The following is a 17,174-nucleotide window of genomic DNA, read 5'->3' on the forward strand; positions in this document are numbered from 1 at the left end:
GCCGGCGTGATCGCCGATCACGCCGGACGACTGGCCAAAGCGACGACCGCCACGATCCGCCGCACGCTCATCGCAGTGCCCGCTCGACTGGCGCGTTCCGCGCGCCGCATCACCCTGCACCTCCCCGAGGCCTGGCCATGGCACACCGCGTTCGCGCAACTGTTCACGGCCACGCACGCCCCACCACCGGCCGTGGCCACCTGACCATCGCCGCCGCAACGGCACGACCGAGGACCACGTGGACGACCGGGATGCAATGCCCGGAACTCACACCTGCCCTCGAGACATCACCGCCCGCTGATCATGCCAGCTGAGCCCACCCCAGGCTCATCGGTGGATCGAGGTTTAGTGTGCGACCGGGTAACCGCAATCCGTTACTCGCGACTGCGGTGATTGAACACGACGACGGCAGAAGCCGGGCGGGCGCCAACGGCGAGGTCCGGGGGAGCGGTACCGGGCATCCGATCGGCGTCGTTGTGCGTCGCGTCAGCGCCGCGTTCCGACCGCGAGCTGCTGACGCGGTTCAGCTGGCGCGCAGAGAGCTGTGGCGCACGATTAGCTCGGGCTGGATGACCATCCGCCGCGTCGCGGGCCGGGCCAGGGCACGGGCCTGATCTGAGACGAGGTCGACTGCGCTGCGCCCGAACTCGACGCGGGGTCGCCGGACGGACGACAGCGGGATGGCCGAAGCTGCAGCGAAGTCGACGTCGTCGTAGCCGACGATCGCGATATCGTGCGGCACGGCGATCGTTCCCGTACGAACGAACGATTCGATCATGCCGATCGCGAGCGAGTCGTTGGCCGCGAATACGCCGTCAGGTCGATCGTCCTCACGGCGGCGGGCAATGGAGTCACCGGCGGCGATGCCCGACATCACGGAGCGATCATCGGTTGCGATGATCTCCATCTGCACCCCCGAGAAGTCCTCGATCGCCGACTGCGCTCCGCGGAGCCGCTGCGCGATCTGATGCGTCTTCGTTTCGCCGCCGACGAAGGCGATGCGCCGGCATCCCTGCTGCACCAGGTGAGACACAGCTTGCCTCGATCCGGCGACGTCGTCGATGGAACAGGAAGAGAATCGGTCCGTATCGGGATACGCATCCATGAGAACGGTCGGGATGCCGCTGCTGTGCAGCAGGTCGAGCTCCGCGTTCTTCGTCTGTCCCGACGCGAGGATGACCCCGTAGACGCGCTGTTGGACGAGCAGGCCGACGTACGCGGCCTCGCGTTCGGCGTCACCGCTCGCGCTGACGATCGAGAGGAACAGGTCGTCCTCGGTTGCGCGGCGCTCCATCGCCTCGGCGACCTCGCCGAAGAACGGGTTGTTCAGCTCTAGGGCCACGAGCGCGATCGTGCGGCTGCGGCCGGACTTCAGTTGCCGGGCGGCCTCGTTGCGGGTGTACCCGAGCTCGGCGATCGCCGCGCGAATGCGCGCCTGCATCTCCGGAGATACGCGTTGGGGAGTATTGAGATATTTCGATACCGTTCCGAGCGCGACGGATGCGTGACCCGCCACGTCCTTCATGCTGACCACGTCATGTTTCCTTCCCGCGGGCGGGCTTGCCATTGCGCCCTCGTATGACGATCATCGGATAGTGTAACGTTTCACTCGGCGAGGACGCCCCCAGCCACGCCTGAAAAATTCAACGGAGAATCAGAACAGGAGCACACGCGTGTCATATCAGATCGGAAATTCACGCGCCGGTAATCGGCGCGCCTCCTCTTTACGACGACGACCGGGCGCACGCATCGCTGGGGCCCTCGCTATCCTGCTGGGCATGTTGGCATCCGTGCTCGTCCCGTCCGCGGCGTTCGCGGCAGAGACGCCGGCGTGGACGTTCGACACCCCCGGCGACACGCAGGGATGGACCGTGGGCAACGGCGTGCCGTCGCTCGAGGCCACCGAGCGCGGCCTTGAAGTGCAGATCTCGGGCGACGATCCCTGGATCGCCTCGCCGGACTTCGATCTCGACGCCGAGGCGATGAACACCCTCGTCATCAGCGCGGAGAACGCGACGGGCAACACCGCCGGCAAGATTTATTGGCAGACGGCCGACTCTCCGGGCTATTCCGAGACCATGGCGCAGACTTTCGAGCTGCGGCCGGACGAGTCGGCGCCGAGCGAGTATCGCGTAGATCTGCGAGGAATCTCGTCGTGGGCGGGCACGATCACGAAGTTGCGCATCGACACGGGTGAAAACGCCACGAGCGACGGCACGGTGACGGTCACCTCCGTCGGATTCGACCTCAACGAGGAGGAGCTGCCGAACCCTGAGGAAGAGGACCGTGATCCGGTCGACCACATCGGTCACGTCGACCCGGTGGCGGCGACTGATGACCAGATCCACGTGACGGGTGCGGCGCGTGAGGACGCGGATGAGTTCCGGCTTTACGAGCTCGACGCCTGGGAGTATGAGACGGACATCGATAGCGCGGATCTGCTCGATGCGCAGCCGGCGGCATCGGAAGACTTTTCCTTCGCCGTGTCGCGGTTCGACGGCGAGCGCGACCGTCTGACCTCGAAGTTCCTCGTCGTGGCGGCCACGGGCGACGATGTCGCCTACGTCGATTCGGCACAGTACGCGAGCGACCTCGATTTCGCCGCGGAGAACGACTTCGCCTTCCCCGAGCCGCCGACGAAGAAGGGGCTGCAGGTGCAGATGACCGATGATGCCGAGGAACTCGGTGTCGGTCACGCGGCCATCAACGTTGCCTTCGATCGGTTGCTGCTGCCCGACGACCTCGGGCCGGAGAAGACGATCCCCTTCTCCTACGACGGCGAGACGTACTACTTCGATCGGGAGTATGCGGAGGAAAGCGATCAGGCGATCAAACCGCTCTCGGACAACGGCATGCTCGTCAACCTGATCCTGATCGTCTACGACGACGATAAATCGAACCCGGGCGCGCCCGACCTGCTCATCCATCCCGACGCCGCCCGCGGCCAGGGGACGGTCTACGCGTTCAACACGGTTGACGACAACTCACGGTTCTTCCGAGCAACGCTGGCCTTCCTCGCCGACCGGTACAGCCGTGAGGATCAGGCTAACGGTCGCGCGGTCGGCTGGATCGTCGGCAACGAGGTGAACAGTCCCTGGGTCTGGCAGAACCGTGGCGAGGCGAGCGTCAACACATTCATGGACGACTACGAGAGGGCGCTGCGGTGGACCTACTTAGCGACGAGTCGCGAGTACGACAAGGCGCGCACCTACATCTCGCTCGACCACTTCTGGAACCAGTCGATGAACCCATCTCAGCAGTACCGGTACTACTCGGGACGGGCACTCCTCGACCGGCTGCAGGAGCTCACGCAGGAGACGGGAGACTTCCCCTGGAACGTCGCCCACCATCCTTACCCGGAGGATCTGTTCGATCCTGCCGTGTGGAATGACGAGACGGCGACTGACTCGTTCGACACCATGCGCATCACGTTCAAGAACCTGCAGGTGCTCTCGGAGTATCTCAGTCAGGACGCGTTCCTCGACGAGGGGAAGCTGCGGCACATCATCTTGTCGGAGCAGGGATTCAATACGCCGTCATCCGACGAGGCCGACGAAGAACTGCAGGCAGCTGCATATGCCTACGGCTATTATCGCGCCGTGTCGACACCCGGGATCGACTCGTTCATCCTGCACCGCCATGTCGACCACAAGGTCGAGGGCGGTCTGCGGCTCGGGCTGTGGACGTGGGACGACGAACATGAAGAGGACTCGTCTCCCGGCGAACGTAAGCGCATCTACGACGTGTTCCGCTACATCGACACTGTCGAGGGGAGCGAGCACACCGCGTTCGCGCCTGCGATCATCGGCGAGGAATCGTGGGAAGACATCTTCCCAGGTCTCGACATCGAGGCGCAGGGCACTCGCCCGCTGCCGGCGGAGATGCCGATCTCGATCGAGGAGGCCGCTTCCGGCGAGGACGCACTCGAGATCCAAGTCCCACTGCCGGACGAGCGCTGGGTCTCGAGCGAGAACGCGAAGGGCGTGGAGACCGGTGACGGCGTCACGGTCGATTTCGCGGCGCTCGACAAGCTCTGGCGCGGCATCGTGCATCCCGCGCAAGAGCCTATCGATGCGAGGGATGCGCCTCTGCTGCGCTTCGGACTCGACGTCCCCGGAACGAACGCCGACAACGGGCGGGTCGCGAAGGTGAAGGTCTACTCAGGCGACGAGGTCGCCTTCGGAACGGCCGAGCTCACGGGAGAGAAAGCCACTGTCACGGTCGATCTTGGTTCGTGGGACCGGACGGAGGCCATCGATCGGGTGAAGATCTGGGTCCGAGGTTCGTCGAACGCCGACTGGGACGGTACCTTCACCGTGACCGGCGCCGGCTTCGCCTCCGACGCGCCCGACGAGGAGCCGGAGCCGGAGCAGCCGGGACAGCCGGCTCCTGAGGATCCGGAGCCGGAACAGCCCGCGCCGGAGCAGCCGGGTCCCGTGGAGCCGGAGCCGACAGCGCCCGTTCCAGAGCAACCGGGTCCGGAGGATCCCTCCGGCGAGCAGCCTAGGTCGGGTGAGGATCCCGGTGAGGGCGACGAGCCACTGGCGCCGACCGGCACCGACGCGGCGTCAATGCTGGGTGCTGTGAGCATCCTGCTTGTGCTGGGCGGGTGCCTGATCTGGCGTGCGTCGCGCCGCATCGCTACGAAGTGAGCACGAGCATGTTCCGCCTTCCGCTGCATCGCGCGGAAGGCGGAACATGCCTATCGGTCGCGCGATGCGGGGGCGCGCCGGCGTCGTGAGTACCTCGCATACGACGTAGGGGCCTCTGTTGCCGCGATGGCCCTCGTCTGCGCGGGGTCACCAGAGCGGCGGAGCTGTAGAGTGTCTCACTTCGAGGGTCGGAAGAAGGTCGACTCGGCGGGGCTCGCGACGGCCTTCGATGCGCTCGATCATGAGGCGAATGGCGTTTGCGCCGAGCTCGAAACCATGCTGGTTGACCGTAGTCAGCATGACGCGCGAGTGCGCGGCGACCGCAATTCCGTCGTAGCCGACGATGGACAGGCGTTCCGGAGGGAGATCGGCTTCGGCAGCTGCGCGGAGAGCACCCATCGCTAGGGTGTCGTTGCCTGCGAACAACGCCCGGGGGCGATCGTCGGATGAGATGAGCTGCCGTGTAGTCGCATACGCGGCTTCCTCATCGATGCCGGTGAGGAGGACGTGCTCAGCGAGACCCGCGGCCGCCATGCGCTCTCGGTAGCGTTCGAGGCGCCGCATATGAGGATCGGTAGCCCCGGTCATGAGCTCGGGCGAGACTGTGAGATGAGTGATCAGCGTATGTCCGAGAGTGAGCAGATGGTCCATCACGAGGTCGGTTCCGGCGCTGTCCCGTCCAGTGACGGCGTCGTACTCCTCGGCCTCGGCGTGGCGTCCGATCATGACGACGGGCATCGACAAGGCGAGGTTCTCGAGCCAACCGGGGGCGAGCAGCGGGGCGATGACGACGATGCCGTCGACCTGGCGGTCGGCGAGGCTTTCGATGGCTTCGCTCGCGCGCGCAAGCGAGCTGACGTGTGCCGCGATGAGCTGGTAGCCTGTGCCCTCCATGCCAGCGATCGCGCCGCTGACGATCTGAGAGAAGAACTCGTTCTCGACCTGGGGAATCTGGATGCCGATGGTGAAGCTCGATCCCCGCATCGCGCGGGCCGCGACGCGGGGCCGATAATCTAGCTGCTCGATCGCTGTTCTTACTCGTTCACGCATGTCGTCGCTCACGCCGTAGGCGTCGCGCAATACCTTCGAGACGGCAGCTCGAGAGACGCCGGCTACGCGGGCGACATCTTGGATCGTGGCTGCTCGACCGCGTGGGGATGCGTGGGTTGACATTGTCCTCCTCTCGCGGCTACCTTAGCTAGGTCGTCGCGATAGTAAGCGGCGGTCCGTTCGATGTAGATCGGTCTACACAAATGTAGATCGATTTACGCCAGCTTACAAGGAGGTAACTGATGGCTTTTCCGTCGCGAAAACGCTTCATGGTTGTGGGATTGGGTGTTCTGTCTTCGATCGCCGTCGTCGGATGCGGTGCCGCGTCGGATGACGGCACTACTCGAGTTTCGTTCGTCGTGGATAACTCGTCGACCATGGTCGACACCGCCACGGCCCTGGTCGAGGCGTTTGAAGCCGAGAATTCCGACATCTCGGTCGCTCTCGAGACTCGTCCGTCGGGTACCGAGGGCGACAACCTCATCAAGACCCGGCTGTCCACGGGCGAGATGGAGGACGTCTTCCTGTATAATGCCGGTTCGCTTCTGAATGCGCTCAACCCCGATGAAACCCTCGTCGACCTGTCTGAGGAGGAGTGGATGGAGGGCCTCAATCAGGACTTCATCGATGTCGTCAGCGGCGACGAGGGGGTTTATGGGGCGCCATTGGGAACGACCTCGGCCGGCGGCGTAATTTACAACAAGCCCATCTACGACGAGCTCGGGCTCGAGATCCCGGACACCTGGGACGAATTCATGGCGAACAATGCCGTGATTCAGGACGCCGGAATCGTGCCCGTGGTGCAGACCTTCGGCGACACGCACAGTAGCCAGTATTTCGTGTTGAGCGACTTCGCCAACGTCGTCGCCGCCGACCCCGAATGGGCCGAGGAATACACCGCGAATAACCGCAGCTTCGCTGAGGAGCCCGCGCTCGCGGGTTTCCAGCGTCTGCAGGACGTCTACGACGCCGGGTATCTCAACCCCGACTTCGCCAGCGCGACCGTCGACGACGGCACCCGCATGGTGGCCGAGGGCACCGCAGCCCACTACCCGGTTGCATCCGGCATTATCGCCACGATCCAGCAGAACTCTCCGGAGTACGTCGAGGACGTGCGCTTCTTCGCACAGCCTGCAGACGACGCCGCCAACACGCAGGCGACCATCTGGCAGTCCAACGCGGTCTACATCCCGCGAACCACGGAAGGCGACGAGCTCGAGGCGGCGAAGGCATTCGTCGCGTTCTTGAACAGCCCAGCCGGCTGTGACATTCAGAACGAGATGGGTTCCGCGGCGGGCCCGTACGCGGGCCTGTGCGAGCTCGACGATGACGAGCCCTCGCTGCTCTCCGACATCCAAACGTACGTCGACGAGGGGCGCAGTGCATCCGCGCTCGAGTATCTCTCTCCCATCAAGGGACCGAACCTCGAGAACCTCGCGGTTGAGGCCGGGTCAGGCATCTCGACGGCCGAGGAGGCCGCCGCGCGCTACGACGAGGACGTCAAGAAGCAGGCGCAGCAGCTGGGCCTCGAGGGCTGGTGACGGCCCGCTATCGGAATGGGGCCGGCACTCCTGAGCGCCGGCCCCCGCAACGGAATCTCATGATCAGAAAAACACCTGCCCCCCGTCGGCGGGCGCAGCCGCTACGGTCCGCCTACCCGCTGTGGTTCTACGTACCGGCGCTCGTCCTCTATGCCGTTTTCTTCGCGGTCCCAACCTTCGCATCGTTCTACTTCAGCCTTACGCGCTGGTCGCTCTTCGATATCGAGTTCATCGGTTTCGAGAACTTCGTGCAGTTCTTCAGTGAGCCGCAGCTGCTTCAGGGGTTCATCAACACCTTCGTCTACGGCTTCCTCACCTCCGCGGCGAAGGTCGTGCTCGGCCTCGCGCTGGCAGTGCTGCTGACGACCCAGCTCGTCGGGAAGTCCTTCCTCCGGTCGGTGGTGTTCTTTCCCGTGCTTGTCTCCACGATCGGCATCGGAGTCACCTTCAAGGCGCTTCTCGATCCCTTCGACGGGCTCGTCAACGCGGTGCTCGGATTCTTCGGCCTGGAAGGGCCGGGTTGGCTCACCGATCCGAGCCTGGCGCTGCTGACCGTGGCGGGAGTGGACATCTGGAAGGGGCTCGGCATTGCGACTCTCATCTACATTGCGGGTATCGCTGCGATCCCTCAGGAGTATTACGAGGCCGCACGCATCGACGGAGCGAGCGCGTGGCGCAGCTTTCGCAGCATCACCCTTCCCCTCGTCCAGCCCGCGACGGCGACTGTCGTGACGCTCTCGCTCATCGGCGGATTGCGCTCGTTCGACCTCATCTGGGCGATGACGAAGGGTGGGCCTGGTTTCACGAGCGACGTCGTGGCGTCTGTCATTTACAAGCAGTACCAAGCGGGCTTCTACGGGCTGTCTACGGCTGGCAACGTCATCCTCTTCGTTGTCGTCACGGCGATCATGGTGCCGGTTACGGTCGCCCTGAATCGGAAGGAGGTTGAGCGATGAGAATTTTCCAGCGCTGGTCTCTGGGGATCATCTCGATCCTCGTCTCAATCGTCGTCTTCATCGTCCCCTTCGCTTTCATCTTCTTGACCGCCTCCAAAACCGCGAGTGAGGCGTCGCGATTCGAATTCACCTGGCCCACGACGTGGGCGTTCATCGAGAACGTCGTCACTGTCTGGCAGTACCGCGACGGGATCCTTCAGCGCGCGTTCGTCAACAGCACCGTGCTCACGGTTGCGAGCGTCGTCCTCATGGTCGTGTTTGCGGCCATGGTCGGGTACCTGCTCAACCGTCGGCGCTCGCGCTGGAATCGCCTCATCAACGCGCTCGTGCTCGCGGGGCTGATCGTGCCGCCCGCCATCGTCCCGACGATCTGGGTTCTTCAGGAGATAGGGCTGTTCAAGACGCTGCCGGGCCTCATCCTCGTAGAGGCGACGTTCGGTCTGTCGTTCTGCATCGTGATGTTCCGCGCCTTTGTCGGCACGATCCCGCGGGAGCTTGACGAAGCAGCGCTCGTCGACGGCGCCGGCCCCATAAGGCTGTTCTTCACCGTCGTGCTCCCGCTGCTGCGCCCCGTCATCGTCACGGTCGTCGTCGTGCAGTCCGTGACGGTGTTCAACGATTTCGTGAACCCGCTCTACTTCCTGCCGGGAGACGCCAACGCGACCGTGCAACTGACTCTGTACAACTTCCAGTCGCAGTCCGTGAGCCAATGGAACCTCCTGTTTATGGACGTTCTGCTCATCACCGTTCCCCCGCTCATCATGTACATCTTCTTCAACCGTCAGATCGTCACTGGCATGACCGCAGGGGCGATCAAAGGATGACCACCACAAGGAACCAGATGAACTCTTCCAGCCCTGCTCCTCGCGTCACCCGTGTGCGCCTCGAGCGCCGCAACGATGGCGCTTTCGCCGACAGCCCCAGCCCTCGCTTGAGCTGGATGGTCGAGACCTCAGCATCAGGATGGCGTCAAGCGCGCGCAGAAGTGCGCCTCGATGCAACGCAGACGGTCGCGATCCAGTCCGACGAGTCCGTGTTCCTTGATTGGCCCTTCGCACCGATCGCGCCCTACGCTCGCCATCGTGTTGAGGTGCGAGTGACCGGCGCCGATGGGATCACCGGGGACTGGAGCGATCCCGTCGAAGTGCGGGCGGTGTTCGTGCCGGAGAAAGATTGGCGGGCCGACTTCATTGCGCTGGCAGAACCGCCTACGGCGGCCGCTCCCGCGTTGCTGCGCGCCGAGTTCGACATTGATCGCGCCGTCGCATCGGCGACGCTGTTTTCCACTGCGCGAGGCGTCTACCAGGCGGTCGTCAATGGGCAAGACGTCGACGACGCGGTGCTCAAGCCGGGCTGGACGGTTTATCAGTCCCGCCTGCTCCACGACGCCGTCGATGTCACCGCTCTTGTGCGCAGTGGGCGCAACGCCCTCGGCATCCGTCTGGCCGGAGGATGGTGGACGGAAGAATGGGGCTTTGCCGGCGCTGGTCAACGGTTCTACGGCGAGCAACCGGACGCACTCGCGCAGCTGCGTGTGGAGTACGTCGACGGAACCGTGCTCACCATCGCCACGGATGAACGATGGCGTGCGGCTAACGGGCCGGTCGTATCGAGCAGCCTCTATCACGGCGAGCGAATCGACCGGCGAATCGACCGAACGGGCTGGGCAGAACCGGGGTACGACGACTCGACCTGGGCGCCCGTTGCCGTCTCCCCGAGGGACATCGTTCCTGAGGCGATGATCGCCGAACCTGTGCGACGCACCCAAGAGGTCGCCGTCGAGCAAGTCATTACGACGCCGACAGGCGCGACGATCCTCGACTTCGGCCAGAACCTCGTGGGTTGGCTGCGCGTGCGTGCCACCGGGGAAGGCGGCGATGTCATCACTGTGCGGCACGCTGAGGTGCTCGAGCACGGTGAGCTGGGCACACGGCCCCTGCGCTACGCCCGCGCTACCGACGAGTTCGTCCTGAGCGGCGGAGAGGACGTGTTTGAACCGGAGTTCACGTTCCACGGCTTCCGATACGCGCAGATCGACGGATGGCCGGGGGAGCTCGACATTCGTGACGTTACGGCGATCGTGGTCGGCAGCGACATGCGGCGCACGGGGTGGTTTGAGAGCTCGCACGACCTCGTCAATCGCCTGCACGAGAACGTCGTCTGGGGGATGCGCGGGAACTTCCTCTCCGTGCCCACCGATTGTCCGCAGCGCGACGAGCGCTTGGGATGGACGGGGGATATTCAGGTGTTCGCTCCCACGGCGTCGTTCCTCTTCGACTCCGATGCCTTCTTGAGCTCCTGGCTGCGCGACGTCGCGATCGAGCAGACGGCGCGCGATGGGGTCTGTCCGATCATCGTGCCGCAGGTTCTCGAGTGGGGCGACTTTCCCGCGGCCGCGTGGGGAGACGCCGCCGCGATCGTTCCCGGGGTGCTGTTCGAACGCTTTGCCGACCGTCGCGCGCTCGCCGAGCATTATCCGCACATGCGAGCGTGGGCGGATGTCCTAGTCGGGCTCGCCGGCGACCGCATGCTCTGGGAGGGCGGATTCCAGTTCGGTGACTGGCTGGACCCCGACGCGCCCCCGGAACAGGCTGAAGCGGCCAAGACGGACCCTGACATCGTCGCGAGCGCCTACTTCTTCGCCGCAACGAGGGCCGTTGCCCGCGCCGCGGACGAGCTCGGGATAGCGGACGATGCGCACCACTACGCAACTCTGGCTGAAGAGGCCCGCCAGGCGTGGATCCGCGAATACACGACTAAGGGAGGACGCATCGTCTCCGACGCTCCCACGGCCTATGCTCTCGCCGTCGGCTTCGACCTCGTCACGGGTGAGGCGCGTCAGCGCATGGGCGACCGCCTCGCCAAGCTCGTGCGTCGCGGCGGCTATCGCATCTCCACGGGCTTCGTCGGCACTCCGCTCATCCAAGACGCGCTGACGACGACCGGCCATGCCGACGTTGCGCGGAGACTGCTGCTGCAGACTCGCGTCCCCTCGTGGCTCTACGCGGTGACCATGGGCGCCACGACCATTTGGGAGCGTTGGGACAGCATGCTTCCCGACGGCAGCATCAACCCCGGGGAGATGACGTCCTTCAACCACTATGCGTTCGGCGCAATCGCGGATTGGCTGCATCGATCGTTGGCGGGCCTCGCATGCGAGGCTCCGGGATGGCGTCGCCAGCGGATCGCTCCCGTGCCGCTCCACGGTTTCTCGCACGCGTCTGCTCGCCACGAGACGCCGTACGGGATTGCATCGTCCGGCTGGGAGGAGAAGGACGGCGCGATCGTCGTGCGAGCAGTGGTTCCGCCGAACACTACGGCGGTCGTCGCGTTGCCGGGAGCCGAGCTCTTCGAGGTTGGCTCCGGCACGCATACGTGGACTATCGCTGACCCGCGGCCGGTTCTTGAGCTGCCTTCGCTGTCGGTCGATTCGTCGCTGGGCGCATTCGTTGACGACGAGCACGCGCGTCAGGTCGTGGTTGAGGCCATCGCAAGCGTGGACGCGACGGCGGCTACCGCCTTCGACGCCATGGCCAAATGGGAAGACGGAACGCGTCTGACCGCTGGCGCGCCTATGGTATCCAGCGACGCCATTGCGGCTGTTTCCCGAGCTCTTGCAGAGCTGAACACCGCTCGCGCACGCGCTTGACCTTCCCCTGCTGTGGCGGACGACGTCCGCCACAGCAGGGAGCGAGAGGTTTGCACGTAGCTCGGTTAATCTGAGCGGATGTCGACCTCGCCACTCACCAATCTGTCGCCGTCGGTCCGTCGGCTCTTGGTAGTGGGATGCATCGTACTGATCGTCGTTTTCAGCTCCGGCACGCTGTGGTCGGCGACGGCCTGGATTCTTGACGGCGCCGATGCTGAGGCGTACTTCCCGGGACGAGGCGGAAACACCTCCGTCGACGCGTGGAAGACCACCCTGCTCTACGGCGCGCTGGCAGGGTTCTCGTGTTGGGGCCTGCGCGGACTGCTCAAAAGTCGCAACGCTCAGTAGTCGGCTGTTGAACCGAACCGCCCCCAGTTGAGGCTGGAAAGCGTCGGGCTCAACAGAGCTGAAGTGTCTCATCGACAGTGAGAACTCACCGAGGGGCTGACGGGAATCGAACCCGCGCTATCTGCTTGGGAAGCAGAAGTTCGGCTTTGGTCTATTCCGTAGTGTTGATTAATGCGTCTGACCAGGTCATTCCGCCACACAGACATGCTCATCAACGCGGGTCAACGCGCCCCAAAATGGCGGGTAAGTAGCGGTTCTGCGGGAGGGGCCGAGGCCTCCTCGTTGGGGCGATCGCTTCGTCCGGCCTGCTTGCGCTATCGCTAGCGTAACGCTATGCTTGACTTGTGACAGGGAAAGGAGGTAGACAAGATGCATAAGGATCTTAAGAAGATCGTGAAGGCCCTCGAAGCACAGGGCTTTGAGACGGCGGTAACGAGGCGCGGGCACCTGCTCGTCATTCGCGACGGCCGCGTCGTCACGACCTTCAGCGGAACCCCCGGCGACGGGCGGTCCTGGAAGAACGCGCTGAGCTATGCAAAGCGCGCCGGGTTCGACTGGCCGCCGAGGCGGTAACCGCAAAGGGTCCGGAGGTAGACGAAGTACCTCCGGACCCGGATCCTCAGCATAGAACGGAGACATGATGCAGCACTACACGGCCGAAGCGGAAGTCGCCCGCACCGGCGAGCTCACCCACGACCAGATCGACCTGGCGATGGACCACCTCGCCGACCACGCCCCGTCGCTGTCGGTGACGTCGCGCGGGCACCACGCCGCCCGTATTACCTTCGCTGCCGATAGCATCGGCCAGGCCGCCCGCACCGCGGCGCTCGTGGTCGAGCACGCCCTCGCGAGCACCGTGATCCGCGTGGACGTCATGACCGAGGCGGAGGCAGACTTGCGTGACGGCGCAGTCGACGTCCCCGAGCTGCTCGGCGTCACCGAGGCCGCCCGGCTCCTCGGTGTCAGCGTGCAGCGCGTTCGCCAGATGATCGCCGAGGGCAAGATCGCCGCACACCGCATCGGCGAGCGTTCCTACGCCCTCACCCGCTCCGAGGTCGAGGCAAAGGCAGCGGCCTAGCCGGAAACGACGAAAGCGCCCCGGCACCCTCCCATCACAGGAGAGCGCCGGGGCGCATTTCGTGCACAGCCCGCCAGGGTCAGCGGGTCGTCTGGTACTCCTCGGGCACGCCCTTGGAGATGATGTCGAGCGCAGACGCGGCACCCGCCAGCGCAGCCGATACGAGCGCGCCACCGGCCGCGAGGCCGATGCCGAGGAGCGCGTCCCCGGTCGTCGGAATCGCGATCGCGCCGAGCGGGATCACACTCGAGAGCGCCTGCGTAGCAGTTCGAACGAAGCCACGCTTCGCGGCGAGCCGCACGTCCGCCGGGACGACCTTTGCGCGGCTCACGGCGTGAGCCCCTGCAGTCGTGCGATTCGGCGCTCGACGGTCCAGAGGCCGCCGGAACCGAAGTTGTTCGACGAGGCGTTGCGGATCATGCCGTCGCTTCCGCGGTACGCGACATGCATGGGGACGCCCATCGCGGTACCGATGTTTTCCACCGTGTAGCCGTTGTTACCCTCCATGTAGGGCACGCCCGCCTGGCGGAGGTTGCCAACCGTATTCGAGCTGGTGATGTGCCGGATGTACTGGTTGCCGATGAGGTAGTAGTGGCCGAGGGCCTTGTCCTTGACGAGGTACATGTCGTCTCCGTTCTCTGTGGTGGGGTTGGGTGCGCCACCCGCGAGGCGCTCGCGGATGAACGGGATGGGGTCGATCGCGGTGTTCGACATGTCGTGCGTGCCGAGCTGGATCTCCAGGTGCAGGTGCGCGCCGTAGACGCCGTCGGCAAAGCCGGATCCGTTGGAGTTCGAGCCGCTCGTACCGACCGTGCCGACGTAGTCGCCCCGCTTGATCGGGGCCCCTTCGCCGCCGTAGTACTGCGGCCGGTAGGACACGAACGAGCCGTTCTCGTACCGGCCCTCCGTGTCCTGGTGAACCGCGTTCAGGTGGAAGTAGCGCGAGATGAAGCCGTCGTGCTGGATCCACACCTGACGCCCTCCCGCGGCCCAGCCGGGGGGAACATCGAGGTCGCCGTTGTCCATGTACGGCGGACGGAAGAACACGCGGCCGTCGGCCACCGCACGGACGTTCCAGCCGATTCCCGGCGCGAAGTCGTACCCCCGGTGGATGCGGCCGTTGCGCGGTGCTCCGTACAGGCCGCCCGCGTCGACCGCGGGGTACGGGATCTCATTGCGATAGGCCGATTCGGGGTCGTCGGCGTACGCGACCGGCCACTGCATATCTACAGCCATTTCTGGCTCCTCTCATCTGGGTAGGTCGTCGGGCCACTCCGGCGGCGGCGGGGGCTTGCCGTCCCAGATATGGCTTCGGTGCTTGTACAGCAGGTCGCGGTAGCGGTCGGCGCGGTCGACGAGGATGCCGTTGCGCTCCTCCATCGACGTCAGCCGTCGCTCGGTCTCCGTGATGCGCGCCTCCTGCGCGGTGCGGTGGCCGCCAAGCTCCTCCTGGAGCTGATCGGCGAACTGGTTCGCGGCGTCCACCTGGGCGGCGAGCGCTTTCACCTCCGTCTCGCGGCGCTTCGCCTGCGAGGCGATCCAGGCCCCCGCAATGCCGCTGATTGCTGTGAGCACGACGCCTGCGAGCGCGATCACGGGTGGTGGCGTTCGCAGCAGCAGGTCGATCACGTGGCTGCCTCCGCCCCGGCCGCGCGCCGCGGCGCGCGGCCGACCGGTGTTATTGCGGTCTGCTCGATGGTGGGTGCCCGCGTTTGCACGGCGGTTCCTCCTTCGGGGTCGGCGCAGGACGCCCGGCGCTGTGGCCGGGCGTTCATGCGTTCAGTCGTTTCGTTTCGGGCGGGAGGAGCCCGCCTTGCATGAGGTCCCACAGCCGGACGTCCTCCTGCCCGAGGGACCACATCGCGATGCCCGCGAAGCCGTAGTCGAATGCGGCAACCGCGCGCCAGTGCAGGACGCCCTGCGGGTCGTGTACGTAGATGATCCGCGCGTAGTCGGCGTCACAGGCGACGAGGCGGCCGACCCACACGTCGTGGTCGCGCGGCACGATCGTCACCGTGTGGGCGACGTCGGCGGCCAGCGGCGACGGGTTCCAATGGTGGAGCGCCCAGTCGCGGGAGATCGACGCGTCGCGTGTCTCGTGCTCGTCGACGTCCGCGTCGGGCCGGAACTGCGAGTTCTCGTCGCGCCAGGTGACGCCGGTACGGGCGATGCCGCCAAGTTCCATCTCCTCAGCGATACCCGGCGCTTCGATCTGGACGGTGACGCGCTCGCGTGGCATGTACCACCAGCCGTCGCCGAGGTAGAGGTGGTCGAGCCACATCTCCGCGCCGAGGCCGGTCCGGAACGACGTCGCCTCGCCCGGGGCCGCCTGACCCGATGCCGAGAGCATCGTCGGGATTCGCCCTTCCTCGGTGAGCCCGAAGTAGGCGCGTGCAGAGTTCTCGCGCACTCGCAGCGCGAGGACGAAGCGTTGCTCCTGTGGCGCAGCGCCCGCCTCGCGAGGCGTCACATACGCGGACGCCTCAACCGTTCCGGAGCGGACCAGCTCGAGCAGACCCGTCACGTTGCTGTAGCGCACCGCCCAGCCCTGGGAGTAGATCGAAAAGCGGCCATCGGAGGCGAACTGCCCGCGTGCCTGCACGTACAGCGGCTGCTCGCCGAAGTCGTTGTCGTAGGTCAGCACGCCCGAACCGCGCCACTGGCGGTACGAACGGAGCGCGTCGACGATCTCCCACTCGCCCTCGCGGACGTAAGCCGTCTCGGACGTGATGTAGTCGTCGAGGATCGTCGCGGCGACCGGGTCGCGCTGCAGCAGGTCGAGGGTGAACCCGAACCCCGTCGACGGCTCGACGAGTTCACCGCTCTCGGAGACGACACGGCGGGGCTCGATCGTGTACACCGCGTGCTCGTCGGTGGCCCGGTTGTCGACAACGTCCCACCGCGGCTCCGCCACCGGCTGCCCATAGCGGGTCGTGTAGTGGCGGCCGTCGAAGGTCTCCGACACGACGCCGAGTGACGAATCGAACATCGACGGTTCGAGCCAATCGTAAACGTCGGTGTACCCCCAGAGGGACTGGCTGTCCTCATCGCGGTAGACCACCCAGCCGATGCGCTCGTGCGAGCCGTCGCCGTGCGGAGCCCCCTGGGTGCCGTCGCCGGTACGGAAGCCCGTGAAGTGCTGCCACGCGGCGTAATACGTTCCCGAGTCACCGCGCCAGCCCGACTCGTTATCCGGGTAGGCATGGATGGTCCAGAAGTAGGCGTAGAGCGGCACCCCGAGGCTGACCTTCGCCGGGTCGACCTGCGATGCCACCCAGCCAGCGACATCGCGCACCCAGAAGCCGGGCGCGATCGGGCCGGGCGCGGACCCCATCCATGCGAAGTCGTACGTCATGATCTCGACGTGGTCGACGATCGCGCCGAGCTCGGCGTACCGCACCCAGTCCTCGCCGCCGACCGAACCGGACGCCGTCAGCGGCGGGAGCGCGCACGCGGCCTTGCGGCCGAGCAGGTGAGCGCGGTCGGCGACGGCCTGGTAGATCGCCTCCGACTGCGCCGGGTCACCGTCGCCGCCCTGCTCGAGGTCGATGTCGACGCCGTGCAGCCACGGATACGCAGTGAACACGTCCTCGACGGCGTCGGCGAGCGCAGCGCGAGCGGTCGCGGATCCGCGCAGCGCATCGAAGATCTCCCGCGGTGCCTCATCCGGGTTGTCCATGTTCCGGAACGCCGCCCACCAGCGGATGTGCGGCCAGCGCTCCCGGTAGCCGTCCAGCACGGCCGGGTCGAGCGTTTCCGCCAGCGATCCGTCGGTGGACACGTACCAGCCGAAGATGCTCACGTCCGTGAGGCGGTCGCCGTAGTGGGTGAGCACCATGTCGATCCGGTCGGAGATACCGAGGTGGCCCACCCAGCACCACACGTCTTCGTTCGCCACGG

At 65.6% G+C, this 17,174-nt stretch carries 14 protein-coding genes and 1 pseudogene; 9 read left to right on the plus strand and 6 right to left on the minus strand.

Translation table 11 applies throughout. The annotated features are described in order from the left end of the window. A pseudogene (locus tag G510_RS16285) lies at positions 1-204 on the plus strand (IS1380 family transposase); the annotation flags it as partial. Positions 205-523: 319 nt separating this feature from the next. Here the strand turns inward: G510_RS16285 and G510_RS0109675 are convergent. Then, a complete protein-coding gene (locus G510_RS0109675) occupies positions 524-1,525 on the minus strand; it encodes a LacI family DNA-binding transcriptional regulator (protein ID WP_036322782.1) in 1,002 nt (333 codons plus the stop codon). Between the two features lie 253 nt (positions 1,526-1,778). Between G510_RS0109675 and G510_RS16290 the strand changes: the two genes are divergently transcribed. Next, a complete protein-coding gene (locus G510_RS16290) occupies positions 1,779-4,652 on the plus strand; it encodes a DUF5722 domain-containing protein (protein WP_051216650.1) in 2,874 nt (957 codons plus the stop codon). A 147-nt stretch (positions 4,653-4,799) separates the two neighbouring features. Here the strand turns inward: G510_RS16290 and G510_RS0109685 are convergent, their stop codons facing one another. Then, on the minus strand, positions 4,800-5,825 hold the full coding sequence (locus tag G510_RS0109685) for a LacI family DNA-binding transcriptional regulator (RefSeq protein ID WP_029153478.1): 1,026 nt from the start codon (positions 5,823-5,825) through the stop codon (positions 4,800-4,802). Positions 5,826-5,944: 119 nt separating this feature from the next. Between G510_RS0109685 and G510_RS0109690 the strand changes: the two genes are divergently transcribed. From G510_RS0109690 to G510_RS16305, 7 genes are all read left to right on the plus strand, one after another. Further along, positions 5,945-7,243: an ABC transporter substrate-binding protein gene (locus tag G510_RS0109690; protein WP_051216651.1), complete on the plus strand. Its 1,299-nt coding sequence runs from the start codon at positions 5,945-5,947 to the stop codon at positions 7,241-7,243. A 59-nt stretch (positions 7,244-7,302) separates the two neighbouring features. Then, positions 7,303-8,199, plus strand: a complete 897-nt coding sequence (locus G510_RS0109695; RefSeq protein WP_029153480.1) for a carbohydrate ABC transporter permease — start codon at positions 7,303-7,305, stop codon at positions 8,197-8,199. After that, positions 8,196-9,023: a carbohydrate ABC transporter permease gene (locus G510_RS0109700; protein ID WP_029153481.1), complete on the plus strand. Its 828-nt coding sequence runs from the start codon at positions 8,196-8,198 to the stop codon at positions 9,021-9,023. The genes G510_RS0109695 and G510_RS0109700 overlap by 4 nt, the downstream gene beginning before the upstream one ends. A 17-nt stretch (positions 9,024-9,040) precedes the next feature. Next, a complete protein-coding gene (locus G510_RS16295) occupies positions 9,041-11,848 on the plus strand; it encodes an alpha-L-rhamnosidase (protein WP_051216652.1) in 2,808 nt (935 codons plus the stop codon). A 78-nt stretch (positions 11,849-11,926) separates the two neighbouring features. After that, complete coding sequence (locus G510_RS0109710) at positions 11,927-12,196, plus strand: hypothetical protein (protein WP_157560524.1); 270 nt, start codon at positions 11,927-11,929, stop codon at positions 12,194-12,196. Between the two features lie 369 nt (positions 12,197-12,565). Next, entirely contained in the window at positions 12,566-12,769 is a 204-nt protein-coding gene (locus tag G510_RS16300) for a hypothetical protein (RefSeq protein ID WP_036322750.1), read from the plus strand. Between the two features lie 64 nt (positions 12,770-12,833). After that, on the plus strand, positions 12,834-13,274 hold the full coding sequence (locus G510_RS16305) for a helix-turn-helix domain-containing protein (protein ID WP_036322752.1): 441 nt from the start codon (positions 12,834-12,836) through the stop codon (positions 13,272-13,274). Between the two features lie 79 nt (positions 13,275-13,353). On the opposite strand, the gene G510_RS0109725 is transcribed toward G510_RS16305, so the two are convergent. From G510_RS0109725 to G510_RS0109740, 4 genes are all read right to left on the minus strand, one after another. Next, positions 13,354-13,605 (minus strand): hypothetical protein, encoded by a 252-nt coding sequence (locus tag G510_RS0109725; RefSeq protein ID WP_029153483.1) that lies wholly within the window; start codon positions 13,603-13,605, stop codon positions 13,354-13,356. Next, positions 13,602-14,510 carry a M23 family metallopeptidase gene (locus G510_RS0109730; protein WP_084644301.1) on the minus strand — a complete coding sequence of 303 codons (909 nt, stop codon included), beginning with the start codon at positions 14,508-14,510 and terminating at the stop codon, positions 13,602-13,604. Before G510_RS0109730 ends, G510_RS0109725 begins: the two co-directional genes overlap by 4 nt. Before the next feature lie 12 nt (positions 14,511-14,522). After that, complete coding sequence (locus G510_RS0109735; RefSeq protein WP_029153485.1) at positions 14,523-14,903, minus strand: hypothetical protein; 381 nt, start codon at positions 14,901-14,903, stop codon at positions 14,523-14,525. A gap of 142 nt (positions 14,904-15,045) precedes the next feature. Further along, the gene (locus tag G510_RS0109740) at positions 15,046-17,172 is read right to left on the minus strand and encodes a glycosyl hydrolase family 18 protein (protein ID WP_029153486.1); all 2,127 of its coding nucleotides are present in this window, start codon (positions 17,170-17,172) and stop codon (positions 15,046-15,048) included. Positions 17,173-17,174: the final 2 nt, after the last annotated feature.

This window comes from Microbacterium gubbeenense DSM 15944, assembly GCF_000422745.1.
Classification (GTDB): domain Bacteria; phylum Actinomycetota; class Actinomycetes; order Actinomycetales; family Microbacteriaceae; genus Microbacterium; species Microbacterium gubbeenense.

Coding starts and splice junctions, on each gene's coding strand:
- G510_RS0109700 (WP_029153481.1), top strand. CDS start 8,196: ATGAGAATTTTCCAGCGCTGGTCTCTGGGGATCATCTCGATCCTCGTC.
- G510_RS16290 (WP_051216650.1), top strand. CDS start 1,779: ATGTTGGCATCCGTGCTCGTCCCGTCCGCGGCGTTCGCGGCAGAGACG.
- G510_RS0109690 (WP_051216651.1), top strand. CDS start 5,945: ATGGCTTTTCCGTCGCGAAAACGCTTCATGGTTGTGGGATTGGGTGTT.
- G510_RS16305 (WP_036322752.1), top strand. CDS start 12,834: ATGATGCAGCACTACACGGCCGAAGCGGAAGTCGCCCGCACCGGCGAG.
- G510_RS0109695 (WP_029153480.1), top strand. CDS start 7,303: ATGATCAGAAAAACACCTGCCCCCCGTCGGCGGGCGCAGCCGCTACGG.
- G510_RS0109685 (WP_029153478.1), bottom strand. CDS start 5,825: ATGTCAACCCACGCATCCCCACGCGGTCGAGCAGCCACGATCCAAGAT.
- G510_RS0109730 (WP_084644301.1), bottom strand. CDS start 14,510: ATGGCTGTAGATATGCAGTGGCCGGTCGCGTACGCCGACGACCCCGAA.
- G510_RS0109710 (WP_157560524.1), top strand. CDS start 11,927: ATGTCGACCTCGCCACTCACCAATCTGTCGCCGTCGGTCCGTCGGCTC.
- G510_RS0109675 (WP_036322782.1), bottom strand. CDS start 1,525: ATGAAGGACGTGGCGGGTCACGCATCCGTCGCGCTCGGAACGGTATCG.
- G510_RS16300 (WP_036322750.1), top strand. CDS start 12,566: ATGCATAAGGATCTTAAGAAGATCGTGAAGGCCCTCGAAGCACAGGGC.
- G510_RS16295 (WP_051216652.1), top strand. CDS start 9,041: ATGAACTCTTCCAGCCCTGCTCCTCGCGTCACCCGTGTGCGCCTCGAG.